We start from the raw sequence: 15,880 nt of genomic DNA, 5'->3' as shown, positions 1-15,880 counted from the left end.
CGAAATGAACGTGAGAGCGGGGCGTTCAAAATACCGGACAAGCTTACGGCGCCGATTCCGGATATATAAATGATAAAGGGGAAATGACAACATGGATTTAAGCAATGTACAACGTGATGACGCAGCAGTTTTCGAAGCAATCATGGCGGAAAAAAATCGCCAGAACGCAAACATCGAGTTAATCGCATCTGAAAACTTCGTAACAGAAGCAGTTATGGAAGCACAAGGCTCCTATTTGACAAACAAATATGCAGAAGGCTATCCAGGCAAACGTTACTACGGTGGATGCGAACATGTCGATGTGGTAGAAAACATCGCGCGCGACCGTGTAAAAGAAATCTTCGGTGCAGCGTATGCAAACGTCCAAGCCCACTCCGGTGCACAAGCAAACATGGCTGTTTATTTCACAGTGCTTGAGCCAGGCGATACAGTGCTTGGAATGAACCTTTCACACGGTGGACACTTAACACATGGTAGTCCGGTGAACTTCTCTGGTATCCTTTACAACTTCGTGGAATACGGAGTAAGCGAAACGGACGAGCGCATCGACTACGAAGACGTTCGTCAAAAAGCACTCGAGCACAAACCAAAAATGATTGTTGCAGGCGCAAGTGCCTACCCACGCGAAATCGACTTTGCGAAATTCCGTGAAATCGCGGATGAAGTCGGTGCATACTTAATGGTCGATATGGCGCACATCGCTGGACTTGTCGCAGTGGGCGAGCATCCAAACCCAGTGCCACACGCACATTTCGTAACATCGACAACGCATAAAACGTTGCGCGGGCCACGTGGCGGTTTGATTCTTGTGAATGAAGAATTCGCTGCTGAATTCGGTCGTAAAATCGATAAAACGATCTTCCCTGGCATCCAAGGTGGTCCATTGATGCACGTCATCGCTGCCAAAGCGGTTGCATTCGGCGAAGCCCAAAAGCCTGAGTTTAAATCGCATATTCAGCAAGTGAAGAAAAATGCGAAAGCCCTTGCGGACAGCTTGATGGCAGAAGGTGTCGACATCGTATCTGGCGGAACGGACAATCATTTATTGCTTGTCAACTTGAAGTCACTTGGCATCACAGGCAAGATCGCTGAACACGTACTTGACGAAGTCGGCATCACAGTAAACAAAAACACGATTCCTTTCGATACAGAAAGCCCATTCGTCACATCTGGTATCCGTATCGGAACACCTGCTGTCACAACGCGCGGCTTCAAAGAAGAAGAAATGAAAGAAGTCGGTGCAATCATCGCGAAGCTTCTGAAAAACCACGAAGACGAAGCGACGAAAAAAGAAGCAGCAGAACGCGTGAAAGCACTAACAGACAAATTCCCACTATATGCATAATAAAACCAGCCTCGTTCTCTTGCAGAACGGGGTTTTTCTTTTGATAGGGGAGTTTTGTTTTCGAGTGATGCCCATTGAAGCAAAGCGTTAATTTGTCAAAAGCATTCTGCGCGACAGGGAAAGTGGGGGAGAAGAGTGTTTTTGCCCGCGGTCACTATCATTGCTCGATACCGATAATGACGCGCCAGCCAGCAAATGAGGAGTCGCCGCGTCGATAAATAGTTTTAATGACACGCAAGCCAGAAAAACAAGACGTCCCGCGTCATAAACCAGTCTTTAATGACACGCAAACCGTAAAAACAGGCCGTCCCGCGTCATAAACCAGTCTTTAATGACACGCAAACCGTAAAAACAGGCCGTCCCGCGTCATAAACCAGTCTTTAATGACACGCAAACCGTAAAAACAAGACATCCCGCGTCATAAACCAGTCTCTAATGACACGCAAACCGGAAAAACAGGCCGTCCCGCGTCATAAACCAGTCTTTAATGACACGCAAGCCGGAAAAACAGGAAGTCCCGCGTCATAAACCAGTCTTTAATGACACGCAAACCGGAAAAACAGGCCGTCCCGCGTCATAAACCAGTCTTTAATGACACGCAAGCCAGAAAAACAAGACATCCCGCGTCATAAACCAGTCTTTAATGACACGCAAACCGGAAAAACAAGACGTCTCGCGTCATAAAACAGTCCTTAATGACACGCAACCCAGAAAAACAGCATCTTCCGCGTCATTAAACACACAAAATACGCACGCTAGCCAGTCTATCAGTCCATTTTGCGTCCAAACCGAAGCAATCCGCTCAAAACATACTCGCGCTCTCTCTCCAAAATTCCCTCTTCAAAAAAATCATCAATACAAAAAATCCTCAAATAATTCATCATTCAACAACATCTGACACAAACTACGGTTGATGGTGTGTGTATTGGTAACTATCTGTTATAATGTACGAGACATTCCGAAAAGGAGCGATAAGCAATGGCAAAAGTACACGTATTCGATCATCCGCTCATCCAGCATAAATTGACACACATCCGGGACGTTAACACCGGCACGAAAGAGTTTCGTGAACTCGTTGACGAAGTGGCGACACTCATGGCGTATGAAATTACACGCGACCTTCCTTTAGAGGAAGTCGATGTAGAAACGCCTGTATGCATGTCGAAATCGAAAGTATTGGCAGGGAAGAAATTAGGGATTGTACCGATTCTCCGTGCGGGTATTGGGATGGTTGATGGCATCTTGAAATTAATTCCAGCTGCGAAGGTTGGACATGTCGGCTTGTTCCGTGATCCGGAAACATTACAGCCACACGAGTATTTCGTAAAGCTACCATCTGACGTGGCGGAACGCGAATTCATCGTCGTCGATCCGATGTTAGCAACAGGTGGGACGGCTGTAGAGGCGGTTAATTCACTAAAAAAACGCGGAGCAAAAAACATCCGTTTCATGTGTTTAATTGCTGCTCCTGAAGGCGTTAAAGTATTTACTGATGCACATCCGGAAATCGATGTGTATATCGCGGCGATGGACGAAAAGCTGAACGAAAAAGGCTATATCGTACCAGGACTCGGAGACGCGGGCGACCGTTTATTCGGCACAAAATAAGATTGCGATAAAATAATGGGGGAAGGCGTGAATGGTTTGAAACAGAAATGGAAAGTAATGACGATATTCGGTACAAGACCGGAAGCGATTAAAATGGCACCACTCGTACTGGAGTTGCAAAAGCACACGGAGGACATCGAGTCAATCGTCACTGTGACGGCACAACATCGTCAAATGCTCGACCAAGTTTTGCATACATTCGGCATCACACCTGACTACGATCTGAACATCATGAAAGATCGTCAAACACTCGTGGATGTTGCCACTCGTGGGTTGGAAGGATTGGACGCAATTATGAAAGAAGCGCAACCGGATATCGTCCTTGTCCACGGTGATACGTCAACAACATTCATCGGTAGCCTTGCAGCATTTTACAACCGTATCGCTGTTGGCCATGTTGAAGCAGGACTTCGTACGTGGGATAAATTCTCTCCGTACCCTGAAGAAATGAATCGTCAGCTAACAGGCGTCATTGCGGATTTGCACTTTGCACCAACCGAAAAATCTGCCGGTAATCTACTAGATGAAAAGAAACCGGAAGACCGTATTTACATTACAGGGAACACGGCAATCGACGCCCTTCAAACGACTGTACAAGAAGATTACCATCACCCGATCTTTGATAAAATCGGGGATGATCGCCTCATCTTGCTAACGGCACACCGTCGTGAAAACTTAGGGGAGCCGATGCGCAACATGTTCCGTGCCATCAATCGCATCCTTGAAAAACATCCTGATACACAAGTGATTTATCCTGTGCATATGAACCCTGCGGTGCGTGAAGTTGCAGATGAACTGCTTGGTAATAACAACCGCGTTCATCTCATCGAGCCGCTTGAAGTAGTGGACTTCCATAACTTCGCTGCCCGCTCGCACATCATCTTGACGGATTCTGGTGGTATTCAAGAAGAAGCACCTTCACTCGGGAAGCCGGTCATCGTGTTACGCGATACAACAGAGCGCCCTGAAGGCATTGAAGCCGGCACGTTAAAACTTGCTGGGACAGACGAAGAGATGATCTTCCAACTGACGGATACACTTCTTTCCGACGAAGCGGAATACAGTGCGATGTCCAAAGCATCCAATCCTTACGGAGATGGAAAAGCGTCTGCACGAATTGTAGAAGCGTTGAAAGAATATTTTTCTTCTTTGTAATAAAAAGCAAACGAACAACACGAAAAATCGTTGAATGTGCAACTCGAAAGTGTTTCCACTTCAACGGTTTTTCTTTCCTTTCACAATGTGCACAGGATAGAAGGAAATCCAGGCCATGGACACATTAAAATTGCAGCATATGACTCCGTGAAACACGCATTCTTGCAGGTTGCACCCAATTATGTCGATAATTTGACAAAAACACGACTTTGTGAAGTTTTTCACGGGAATCAATTGACATCAAAATGCCCCTATTGTATGCTAACAAAGGGTAAGAATGATAGGGATTTCATACATATGAAAATCGTCATTGCAATCAAATTTGACGCGATTCTATCATCCTTTCACTGGACGTCGTCAATAGTCACATCACGAGCGTGCACAATAGCAACGCTTCCTGGTGGTCAGCGGCTACGACGATTCACTTACAATTATAGGTTCCGACCTTTATCGGAGTCTTGGACAAGCCCGACTTAGGGAAACGAACCTTTTCGTTTGACACTGCTCATTGTCCTAACACTTTTCGCGGATCACAAAAATCGGCAAAAATACGAATCAGGAGAATCACCCACCATGCATACAATGCGACAAATTTTCAATAGGCAAAAGAAGGCGCTCTTTTTTTTGCTCGCACTGTTCGTCATCGGATGGGGTTTTACTGACTTCAAACCGATTTTTGCAGGATTAATTCTTGGCTCCTTGTTCGGGTTGTATAATTTTTGGATTATTGTCCGTAGAATGGAAAGATTTGATCAATCGATCTCGCAAGGAAAAGAAACGAAGTCAATCGGAGGAACCGTATTGCGATTCGGATCCGGTGTGGCGGCGGCAGCCATTGCGTTGACGAAGCCGGAAACATTTAACATGATTGCAACAGTGATCGGGTTAATGATTCCATACGTCTTGTTGCTAGTCGACAGGATCGTAGTACACGTCAAGCATTACTAATTTTTTGATTGCAAAAGGGAGGTGAACGAAACGTGAACCATAAAAATCCGAATGTGGAATTTCTCGGATTGGTCTTTAACTTATCCAACGTCCTAATGCTTTTCGTAACATGCCTTATCGTCTTCCTAATTGCAGTCATCGCGACGCGTAATTTACAAATTAAACCGACAGGCATGCAGAATTTCATGGAATGGGTCATGGATTTCGTCAAAGGGATCATCAAGAACAATATGGACTGGAAAACGGGTGGTCGTTTCCATGTACTTGGGATAACACTCATCATGTTCGTATTTGTCGCAAATATGCTCGGTTTACCATTCGCAATTAGTTATAACCATTATCTATGGTGGAAATCGCCGACAGCTGATCCAGTTGTAACGATGACGCTTGCAGGAATGGTTGTTGTTTTGACACATTATTATGGCGTTAAACTATTAGGTGCGAAAGGGTACTTTAAATCGTACCTACAACCGATGCCTTTCTTGGCACCACTTAAAGTCATTGAGGAATTTGCAAACACGTTGACACTCGGTCTTCGTCTTTACGGTAACATCTTCGCAGGGGAGATCCTTATCGGTCTTCTTGCGACACTAGGGGCTTCCAGTATCTTCGGATTCGCTGGAGCATTAATCCCGGCACTCGCTTGGCAAGGTTTCTCCATCTTCATCGGAGCGATCCAAGCATTTATCTTTGTTATGTTAACGATGGTTTATATGGCTCATAAAGTCGATACAGACCATTAAACATATATTGCCCCTTTAGAGGGTTCATAAACAACACAAAAAAACATGAATTTTTAGGAGGATATTACACAATGGGTTTATTAGCAGCAGCACTTGCAGTTGGTCTTGGTGCACTTGGAGCAGGTATTGGTAACGGTTTGATCGTATCGAAAACAGTAGAAGGTATCGCTCGTCAACCAGAAGCACGCGGTATGCTTCAAACGACAATGTTCATCGGGGTAGCGTTAGTTGAGGCCCTTCCGATCATCGCGACAGTTATCGCGTTCATCGTAATGAACAAATAATTTACACACAACTATAGATGGCGAAGAACGCAACGTTTGTCCTTCGCCATTCATTTATGTAACAACAGATGTTTGAAATGCAAGTTTAACGTTGAAAATTAAGAATAACGTTCTTTCTATACACTAACGAAATTTGACAGGAGCTCTTGAAGGGAGTGAAACAATCGTGTTTGGAAATACCTTCATCCTTTTGTCGGCAAGCGCTGACGCAGGATTTTTAGCAGGATTAAACGACCCAGAAGGTTTGAACTTAGGTGACATCATCGTCACAGTAACATTCTTCACCATCCTAATGCTTCTTCTGAAGAAGTTTGCATGGGGTCCACTTATGGGCATTATGGATCAACGTGCACAATTGATCGCGAATGAAATCGAAGCAGCTGAACAAAGCCGTCTCGAAACACACAAACTTTTGGAAGAGCAACGTGCCCTTTTGAAAGAAGCGCGTGATAACGCACAGTCGATTGTTGACAATGCACGTAAGCAAGGTGAAACACAACGTGAAGAGCTGATTTCAGCAGCGCGTGCAGAAGTGAACCGTATGAAAGAAGCGGCTACACTTGAAATCGCGACAGAGAAAGAAAAAGCTGTTGCAGCTGTCCGTGAAGAATTCGTCTCACTATCAATTATGGCGGCTTCCAAAGTTCTTGGTAAAGAAATCTCTGAGGAAGACAACCGTGCATTGATTGAAGAAACGATTGTGAAGGCAGGCGAAAGCCGATGAGCCAATCGGTAGTAGCTAAGCGCTATGCAACCGCATTATTCAACTTGTCACAACAACAAGGACAAACTGCTTCAATTCAATCAGAACTGATCGAATTGAAAAAAGCGTTCCGTGACAATAAACAACTAGGTGTACTTCTTAGTTCTCCAAAGTTGTCCGTAGCAAAAAAGAAAGACATTATGGCAAACATCTTTAAAGGCGTAAATCCGATCATCATGAACACATTGTTCGTTTTATTGGATGCGAAACGTCTTGATGAAATCCAAAATGTTATTACTGAATTCCATGAACTCGCGAACGGTGCTGCAGGCGTTGCAGAAGCGAAAGTATACTCGACACGTCCATTGACGGAAAACGAGTCGAACTCGATTTCTGCTTCATTCGCACATAAAGTTGGCAAACAAACATTACGCATTGAAAATATCATCGATCCAAGCTTGATCGGAGGCATCCGCCTTCAAATCGGCAATCAGATTTACGACAGCAGCTTGAGCGCGAAGCTCGATAAGCTCCAACGTAAATTGATCGGATCTTAATTTGAAATTGAGGGGTGACATACATGAGCATCAAAGCTGAAGAAATCAGCACGCTGATTAAGCAGCAGATTGAAAACTATCAGTCTGAGATGGAAGTAAGCGAAGTCGGTACGGTTATCAAGATCGGTGACGGTATCGCTCTTGCTCATGGCCTCGACAACGTCATGGCTGGAGAACTTTTAGAGTTCTCAACAGGTGTTCTAGGTATGGCACAAAACTTGGAAGCGAACAACGTAGGTATCGTTATCCTTGGACCATACACAGATATCAAAGAAGGCGATGAAGTACGTCGAACTGGCCGTATTATGGAAGTTCCTGTAGGTGAGGAACTAATTGGACGCGTAGTCAATTCAATCGGTATGCCGGTAGATGGATTAGGTCCAATCGCAACAACAAAAACTCGTCCAATTGAAAGTCCTGCACAAGGCGTTATGGCACGTAAATCCGTACATGAGCCATTGCAAACAGGCATCAAGGCGATCGATGCACTTGTACCGATCGGCCGTGGACAACGTGAATTGATCATCGGTGACCGTCAAACAGGTAAAACAACTGTTGCGATCGATGCGATTCTTAACCAAGCTGACCAAGATATGATCTGTATCTATGTCGCTATCGGACAAAAGGAATCCACAGTACGTGGGGTTGTTGAAACACTTCGTAAAAACGGAGCGCTTGACTACACAATCGTCGTTACAGCGTCTGCTTCACAACCAGCTCCATTGCTATTCCTAGCACCTTACACAGGTGTAACAATGGCCGAAGAATTCATGTTCCAAGGCAAGCACGTATTGGTTGTTTACGATGATCTATCTAAACAAGCTGCTGCTTACCGTGAACTTTCACTACTACTTCGCCGTCCTCCAGGTCGTGAAGCTTACCCTGGTGACGTATTCTACTTGCACAGCCGTCTACTCGAGCGTGCAGCGAAGTTGAACGATACATTAGGCGCAGGTTCAATCACTGCACTTCCATTCGTTGAAACTCAAGCAGGAGACATCTCTGCTTACATTCCAACGAACGTTATCTCCATCACTGATGGACAAATCTTCTTGCAATCAGACCTCTTCTTCTCGGGTGTACGTCCAGCGATCAACGCCGGTCTTTCCGTATCCCGTGTAGGTGGATCTGCGCAAATCAAAGCAATGAAAAAAGTTGCGGGTACACTTCGTCTTGACCTTGCTGCATACCGTGAACTCGAAGCATTCTCTGCATTCGGTTCAGACCTTGATGCATCTACAAAAGCGAAACTAGACCGCGGTATCCGTACAGTTGAAGTTCTTAAACAAGACTTGAACAAACCGGTTAAAGTTGAATATCAAGTAGTCATTCTTTATGCATTGACACGCGGCCTTCTTGACGATGTCGCAGTACAAGATATTCTTCGATTCGAAAGCGAAGTTACAAGCTGGCTCGAGTCCAACCACACTGAAGTGTTAGATCATATCCGTACAACGAAAGACCTTCCGTCTGATGACGTCATGAAAGATGCGATCAACGCATTCAAGAAAACTTTCGTACCTTCAGAGTCTTAATTTAAAAATAGTCTCTTAGGATTTTGATCAATATTGGTTAAATTTAATTCTATTATGAGAGAGTACTCATGTAGTTGATTGGAGCGAAAGGCGGCGACTCCTGCGGGAACAGCGCGAGCTGAAGACCCTGGACTGAGCGAAGCGAGGGAAGCGTCTGAAGCCGTGCCCGCGGAAAGCGTCCGCCTGGAGCGTAAATCAACAGTGCAATATCTTATAACAAGACAAATTTATCCTTTACAACTAAACAATAAGGTGGTGAATTGCCAGTGGTATCATTACGCGATATCGAAAATCGTATTAAATCGACAAAGAAGACTAGTCAAATCACAAAAGCGATGCAAATGGTTTCAGCTTCGAAATTGACTCGTGCAGAAATGAACGCGAAAGCATTCGTTCCGTACATGGAGAAAATCCAAGAAGTTGTCGGTGCAATAGCGAGCGCGACAAGCGACGCAAGCCATCCGATGCTTACACATCGTCCAGTGAAGAAGACAGGCTATATCATCGTCTCATCTGACCGCGGACTCGTTGGTGGATACAACAGTAACCTCTTCCGAAAAGCGCGTCGAGCGATTGAACAACGTCACGCCTCCAAAGAGGAAGTGAAAATCGTTGCAATCGGTCGTAAAGGGCTTGAATTCTTCAGCCGCCTTGGATATGACGTATGCGAAAGTCTAGTCGGAGTTTCCGATCACCCTTCTTTCGAGGAAATAAAATCAATCGCGAATCGAGCTGTTGGCATGTTCACAGAAGGCGAATACGATGAAGTGTACTTATACTACAATCACTTCATCTCCGCCATCTCCAATGAAGTGACGGAAAAGAAATTACTTCCGCTCACGGATATTTCATCAGCGTCAGCAATGGCTTCCTATGAATTTGAGCCTTCTGCAGAAGCGATTCTCGAAACGCTTCTTCCACAATACGCGGAAAGTCTGATTTACGGAGCAGTGCTTGATGGAAAAGCGAGCGAACATGCTTCCAGTATGACAGCGATGAAGACGGCTACAGACAATGCGACGGAACTCATCGATTCACTCACATTGTCATTCAACCGAGCACGTCAAGCTGCAATTACGCAAGAAATCACCGAGATTGTCGGCGGAGTTGCCGCTCTCGAATAGAGCATAATTTGAACGGGAAAAGTAAGACAGGAGGGAAAAGCATGAGTAACGGACAAATACTTCAAGTTATGGGTCCTGTTGTTGACGTTAAATTCGAAGACGGTCAACTGCCAGCAATCTATAACGCACTGAAGGTCCAAATCCAACGTCCGAACGAAGAACCGCAAACGTTGACGCTTGAAGTTGCACTCCACCTTGGAGACGACTCAGTACGTACAATCGCAATGTCATCCACGGATGGTCTAAAGCGTGGTACGGCTGTTATTGATACAGGCGCGGCGATTTCAGTTCCAGTCGGTAACGTCACACTTGGACGTGTATTCAACGTACTTGGAGAAATCATTGACCTAGGAGAGGAAATTCCGGCTTCAGAACACCGTGACCCAATCCACCGTCAAGCTCCACAATTCGAAAACCTTTCAACGGAAGTTGAAATTCTAGAAACAGGGATTAAAGTAGTTGACTTGCTTGCACCATACATCAAAGGTGGTAAAATCGGCCTCTTCGGTGGTGCCGGTGTAGGGAAGACAGTACTTATCCAAGAACTAATCAACAACATCGCACAAGAGCACGGCGGTATCTCCGTATTCGCGGGTGTTGGTGAGCGTACACGTGAAGGAAATGACTTGTTCCACGAAATGACAGATTCCGGCGTTATTAACAAAACAGCAATGGTATTCGGTCAAATGAACGAGCCACCTGGCGCACGTATGCGTGTTGCACTTAGTGGTTTGACAATGGCAGAACACTTCCGTGACGAGCAAGGCGCGGACGTACTTCTGTTCATCGATAACATCTTCCGCTTTACACAAGCGGGATCTGAAGTATCTGCACTTCTTGGCCGTATGCCATCTGCCGTTGGTTACCAACCAACACTTGCGACGGAAATGGGCCAATTGCAAGAGCGTATCACTTCGACAAACAAAGGTTCTGTAACTTCCATCCAAGCGATTTACGTACCAGCCGATGACTATACGGACCCGGCTCCGGCTACAACATTCGCTCACTTGGACGCGACAACAAACCTTGAGCGTAAACTATCTGAAATGGGTATCTACCCAGCGGTTGACCCACTTGCTTCATCTTCACGCGCACTTAGCCCTGAAATCGTCGGCGAAGAGCACTACGAAGTGGCACGTCAAGTACAGTCAACGCTACAACGTTACCGTGAACTTCAAGATATTATCGCAATCCTTGGTATGGACGAGCTTAGCGAAGAAGACAAACTTGTCGTTGGCCGCGCACGTCGTATCCAATTCTTCCTATCACAAAACTTCCACGTGGCTGAGCAATTCACAGGCCAAAAAGGATCTTATGTGCCGGTTGCAGAAACAATTAAAGGCTTCAAGGAAATCTTGGAAGGTCGTTACGACCACCTACCAGAAGATTCCTTCCGTCTTGTTGGACGCATCGAGGAAGTTATCGAAAAAGCAAAAGGCATGGGCGTAGAAGTCTAATTTGCCTTTACTAATGTCGCATCCATCCCCTTAACCGGGTGATGGATGCAACGTTCTTAACTATTCCAGCTTTACAAGAACAAAGCTGAATACCATTAAAGCCTCCGGCGATGCCATAGATTGTCAACAATCTGGGCACAATTATGCCTAGGCGTAATTGATTAAGCGGGATCAGGAGGGAACATTATGAAGACAATTAAAGTCAATATCGTCACTCCCAACGGCCCAGTTAGTGAAACAGAAGCGGACATGGTCATTGCTTCCACTGAAACGGGTGAGATTGGGATTCTTCCCGGCCATATCGCTATGGTTGCACCACTTCAAATTGGTGCGCTTCGCCTGAAGAAAGATAATACGACTGTTAATGTCGCCGTTCACGGTGGATTCATCGAAGTCCGTCCAGACGTTGTAACCGTATTGGCACAAAACGCTGAATTGGCTACCGATATCGACATTGCTCGTGCACAACGCGCAGCAAAACGTGCGGAAGAACAACTACAGGCAAAAGCAGATAAACTTGATGCTCAATTGGTGGAACTCGATCTAAAACGTGCCATCAATCGAATCAACGTTCATAATATGAAGTAATTGTTTTGACTTGTTGGCGGGCAGAGGATATGTTTCTTCTGCCCGCATTTTTTCTTGTGGCAATCAAACCGTATAGCAATCTAGTAGAGGGAACACACACGCTTCCCTAGTTGTTCATATGGATAAAGTAGACGTTCATCTATTTCAAAAAAGGGATACTTCTTATCACCTCAATTATGTAATCAATCGAACTTTCACATCTGAAAATCATGATCCCTATGTGTAATAAAGAGAAAGGACGTATACGACTCGTCGACTATTGTAGAAGGAGGTCGAAAGAATGAACGATATTTTTGTGCACAATCCGATGCTTGCAATTTTGTCACACATCTTTTTCATCGGTTTGACATTTTATGCATTGCAGTCTGTCATGCCAGAAAAAATCATTAAAAAGCACCACGTTTTTCAAGCACAAATTCTCTATATTTTATTGAGTTTTGCGATTGGTTCAGCCGTATCAAATTTCTTTTTAGACATATCCTATTGGTCAGGAAGAATTCCTACATTATTTTCATAAACACTGGTTTGCCTGAAGATTTTTGGGGTACATAGTCAGTAGGCAATTATCAGTAGTACAAACAGCGTACTCATTTCAAGTTGTTCCATGCTATCGCCGCGTATATACAGACGTATATGAGGGGCGATGGCATGAAATTAAATGTTTGAACCCCTATATGGCAAGGGAATAGCAAACATTAACAAGACGACAGCCCATTCTAGACAGGGCACAAAACGTCAAATGGGTACATATTATAGAATATCTTGGAGATAAACGGGAAAATAGCTCTGTAGTAACTTGTTTAATTATGTAGAGCGATGTAGAATAGTATGTGTTTTTATGTTTAATCTATGACAAAAAAATTTAAATGAATCGCATATGGCAAAAAGTAAAAATTGAAGTCGGAGGGACTTTTTGTGGATAAAATAATTATTAACGGTGGACGTGTTCTCGAAGGAAATGTCCGGGTAGAAGGAGCGAAAAACGCAGTACTTCCTATTTTGGCTGCAGCATTACTCGCATCCGAAGGCCCAAATATTATACGCGACGTGCCGAACCTATCGGACGTATCGACAATAAACGAAGTTGTAAAAAGCTTGAATGCAAAAGTTACGTATGATGCTGAACAAGGAGAAGTCATTATCGATTCAACGAGCAGACTTTCATCCGAAGCACATTTTGACTATGTACGAAAAATGCGTGCATCCATTCTTGTCATGGGCCCATTGCTAGCACGTAACGGTTTTGCACGTGTCGCGCTTCCAGGCGGTTGTGCAATCGGATCAAGACCAATTGACCAACATCTCAAAGGGTTCGAAGCGATGGGAGCAGAAATCTCATTCGGTCATGGACATGTTGAAGCAAAAGCAGTAAATGGCTTAAAAGGTGCTAAAATCTATTTGGACTTCCCAAGTGTAGGTGCAACAGAAAACATTATGACAGCTGCTGCATTAGCCAAAGGAACGACAATTATCGAAAACGCAGCGAAAGAGCCGGAAATTGTGGATTTAGCGAACTTCATTAACGAAATGGGCGGAAGAGTCATCGGTGCCGGTACAGATGCCATCCGAATCGAAGGTGTGCAAAAACTACATGGCACAATTCACCATATCATTCCAGATCGTATCGAAACAGGTACGTTCATGGTAGCTGCAGCGATTACGGGCGGAGACGTCACAATCGATAACGCAGTGCCTGAACATAATGCTGCATTGATCTCCAAGCTCGGAGAAATGGGCGTAGTCATTACGGAATTGGAAGAAGGTTTACGCATCCAAGCCAAACACCCATTAAAAGCAACGGATTTAAAAACGATGCCACACCCAGGATTCCCAACAGATATGCAATCACAAATGATGGCACTTATGTTGACAGCATCCGGAACTGGCGTTCTAACAGAAACCGTATTTGAAAACCGCTTCATGCACGTAGAAGAATTCCGTCGCATGAACGCAAGCGTTAAAATCGAAGGACGTTCTGTCATCATTTCAGGACCGTCCAAACTTCAAGGCGCTGAAGTTGCTGCAACCGATTTACGTGCCGCAGCCGCACTCATCCTAGCAGGACTTGTCGCAGAAGGCGTCACACGCGTCACTGAACTCGCTCACCTAGACCGCGGCTACGTAGACTTCCACAAGAAGCTCAAAGCACTCGGTGCGGACATCGAACGCGTTTCCGAAGAAGAAACAACAACTGTCCAAGAAGAACAACTCGTCTAAACGAACTTCTTCCTACCATACAAAAACTGTCTACACACCAAACCACTGTAGGCAGTTTTTTTATGCCTCAATAAACAACGCATAAGTCCTCCGAAAGCGGCATAAATTCTGCGAATGCGGCATAACCTCTCCAAACACCGCAAACTTCGCTCAATCGCGGCATAACATCTTCAAACGCCGCATACTCCGCTCAATCTCCGCATAACGCAGCTCAAGATCCATTGAATCTCCGTCTCTCACAAACCCTTAAAGTGTAAAAGGCATTCAGCGCGACAGGAAACCCTCCAAGACGAACAACTGCCCGCGGTCCCACAACAGCCATCTACTCATTTCGCAGGCAACTAAAAAATTCCTAGAAAACATAGCGATCTAGAAACTGTACGACACTCTGAACCAAACCGTTAAAGTGTAAAAGACATTTGGCGCGATTAAATCACATCTGGTACAAATAACAGCCCGCGGAAAAGAAAATTACTAACCCAACTTGAAAGCTGTAATAGTCAGCATCAATCGCCGCATAACTCCGCGAAACGCGGCAAACTTCGCTCAAACGCAGCATAACACCGCATAACGCAGCAAGTCTCAAAAACTCTACGAATATCTTCAACCATTTCTTCGAATGAATGAAGGACAACCTTCATACAATGAATTATGGACAAACTACTAGCTGTTTTATTCATTTTACTCCTATTTTTTATTCCAATCCTTATGAAGCAGACAATCGAACCCGTAGCAAAAGAAGTAGCAAAGAAAGAAGAAGATCCTTGCGCAATCTACATTACAGTGGAAGGAGAGGACAAGCCTATACCGCTTGAGGAATACGTACTTGGCGTCGTGGCAGGAGAGATGCCGATTGTATTTCATGACGAAGCGTTAAGAGCGCAAGCGATTGCCGCAAGGACATATGCATTACGGTCAACAGACAACGGAAAAAAAACGATCCAAGCAACTGTATCCGCACAAGTCTATAAAAATGAAAAAGCTAGAAAAGAGCGTTGGGGGAAAGAATTCAAAAAAAACGAGAAGCGACTATCAGAACTTATTGAAACAACACAAGGGCAAACAATCGTTTACGAAGACGAAATGATCACAGCCATGTTTTTTTCGACATCCAATGGCAAAACGGAAACCGCACAAAATTTTAGCGGCAATCCGATCCCTTATTTGCAGAGTGTTGAAAGTCCAGGTGAAGCAAACGTAGCGGCAGAAGTAGAAAGACGTGTTGAAATGCCGATTGACGAGTGGAATGAAGCACTCGGTTCTGAATGGAAAGCGGATCATTTTAAAAGCTTGAAGCTCGTACGTAATCATACAGGACGCGTGCAGCGAGCTGTATCTACTAATTTTGAGAAGAGCGGTAGAGAAATGCGAGAAGTACTCGGAATCGCATCAACGGACTTCGACATTGCATACGATGTAACAAACGAAATCGTCATCATTACAACGAAAGGCTATGGGCACGGAGTCGGCATGAGTCAATACGGTGCAGAAGCGTTTGCACAAAAAGGGTGGAAAGCTGAAAACATCTTAACGTACTACTATACAGGCACAACATTAAAAAATTTCCAACAAGATGATTTAGCATGTTTAAAATAACGCCCAATTGCAAACAATAG

Annotated in this window: 15 protein-coding genes; all 15 read left to right on the top strand. The window is 44.7% G+C overall.

Annotated elements, in window-relative coordinates:
• Positions 1-91 precede the first annotated feature (91 nt).
• The 15 genes from glyA to spoIID all read left to right on the top strand — a co-directional run bounded on the left by glyA (position 92) and on the right by spoIID (position 15,860).
• Entirely contained in the window at positions 92-1,345 is a 1,254-nt protein-coding gene (gene glyA, locus QT711_RS12900; RefSeq protein WP_317944864.1) for a serine hydroxymethyltransferase, read from the top strand.
• Between the two features lie 978 nt (positions 1,346-2,323).
• Positions 2,324-2,953, top strand: a complete 630-nt coding sequence (gene upp, locus QT711_RS12895) for a uracil phosphoribosyltransferase (RefSeq protein WP_317944862.1) — start codon at positions 2,324-2,326, stop codon at positions 2,951-2,953.
• Between the two features lie 57 nt (positions 2,954-3,010).
• Positions 3,011-4,108, top strand: a complete 1,098-nt coding sequence (wecB, locus tag QT711_RS12890) for a non-hydrolyzing UDP-N-acetylglucosamine 2-epimerase (protein ID WP_398296091.1) — start codon at positions 3,011-3,013, stop codon at positions 4,106-4,108.
• A gap of 573 nt (positions 4,109-4,681) precedes the next feature.
• A complete protein-coding gene (locus QT711_RS12885) occupies positions 4,682-5,056 on the top strand; it encodes an ATP synthase subunit I (protein ID WP_317944860.1) in 375 nt (124 codons plus the stop codon).
• A 32-nt stretch (positions 5,057-5,088) separates the two neighbouring features.
• Positions 5,089-5,799 (top strand): F0F1 ATP synthase subunit A, encoded by a 711-nt coding sequence (atpB, locus tag QT711_RS12880; protein ID WP_317944858.1) that lies wholly within the window; start codon positions 5,089-5,091, stop codon positions 5,797-5,799.
• A gap of 71 nt (positions 5,800-5,870) precedes the next feature.
• Entirely contained in the window at positions 5,871-6,083 is a 213-nt protein-coding gene (gene atpE / locus QT711_RS12875; RefSeq protein WP_060209511.1) for a F0F1 ATP synthase subunit C, read from the top strand.
• Positions 6,084-6,273: 190 nt separating this feature from the next.
• Positions 6,274-6,807 carry a F0F1 ATP synthase subunit B gene (atpF, locus tag QT711_RS12870; RefSeq protein ID WP_317944894.1) on the top strand — a complete coding sequence of 178 codons (534 nt, stop codon included), beginning with the start codon at positions 6,274-6,276 and terminating at the stop codon, positions 6,805-6,807.
• A complete protein-coding gene (locus tag QT711_RS12865; RefSeq protein WP_317944856.1) occupies positions 6,804-7,343 on the top strand; it encodes a F0F1 ATP synthase subunit delta in 540 nt (179 codons plus the stop codon). Before atpF ends, QT711_RS12865 begins: the two co-directional genes overlap by 4 nt.
• Before the next feature lie 23 nt (positions 7,344-7,366).
• Complete coding sequence (gene atpA / locus QT711_RS12860; RefSeq protein ID WP_317944855.1) at positions 7,367-8,878, top strand: F0F1 ATP synthase subunit alpha; 1,512 nt, start codon at positions 7,367-7,369, stop codon at positions 8,876-8,878.
• Between the two features lie 266 nt (positions 8,879-9,144).
• On the top strand, positions 9,145-10,002 hold the full coding sequence (gene atpG / locus QT711_RS12855) for an ATP synthase F1 subunit gamma (RefSeq protein WP_317944853.1): 858 nt from the start codon (positions 9,145-9,147) through the stop codon (positions 10,000-10,002).
• Between the two features lie 41 nt (positions 10,003-10,043).
• Positions 10,044-11,459, top strand: a complete 1,416-nt coding sequence (gene atpD, locus QT711_RS12850; RefSeq protein ID WP_317944851.1) for a F0F1 ATP synthase subunit beta — start codon at positions 10,044-10,046, stop codon at positions 11,457-11,459.
• A gap of 186 nt (positions 11,460-11,645) precedes the next feature.
• Positions 11,646-12,047: a F0F1 ATP synthase subunit epsilon gene (locus QT711_RS12845; protein ID WP_317944849.1), complete on the top strand. Its 402-nt coding sequence runs from the start codon at positions 11,646-11,648 to the stop codon at positions 12,045-12,047.
• A 280-nt stretch (positions 12,048-12,327) separates the two neighbouring features.
• Positions 12,328-12,564 carry a DUF1146 family protein gene (locus QT711_RS12840; protein WP_317944847.1) on the top strand — a complete coding sequence of 79 codons (237 nt, stop codon included), beginning with the start codon at positions 12,328-12,330 and terminating at the stop codon, positions 12,562-12,564.
• Positions 12,565-12,962: 398 nt separating this feature from the next.
• Positions 12,963-14,264 (top strand): UDP-N-acetylglucosamine 1-carboxyvinyltransferase, encoded by a 1,302-nt coding sequence (murA, locus tag QT711_RS12835; protein WP_317944845.1) that lies wholly within the window; start codon positions 12,963-12,965, stop codon positions 14,262-14,264.
• Positions 14,265-14,915: 651 nt separating this feature from the next.
• On the top strand, positions 14,916-15,860 hold the full coding sequence (gene spoIID / locus QT711_RS12830; RefSeq protein WP_317944843.1) for a stage II sporulation protein D: 945 nt from the start codon (positions 14,916-14,918) through the stop codon (positions 15,858-15,860).
• Positions 15,861-15,880 lie beyond the last annotated feature (20 nt).

Source organism: Sporosarcina saromensis (assembly GCF_033253735.1).
Taxonomy (GTDB): domain Bacteria; phylum Bacillota; class Bacilli; order Bacillales_A; family Planococcaceae; genus Sporosarcina; species Sporosarcina saromensis.
This window is presented reverse-complemented; position numbering and strand designations above follow the sequence as displayed.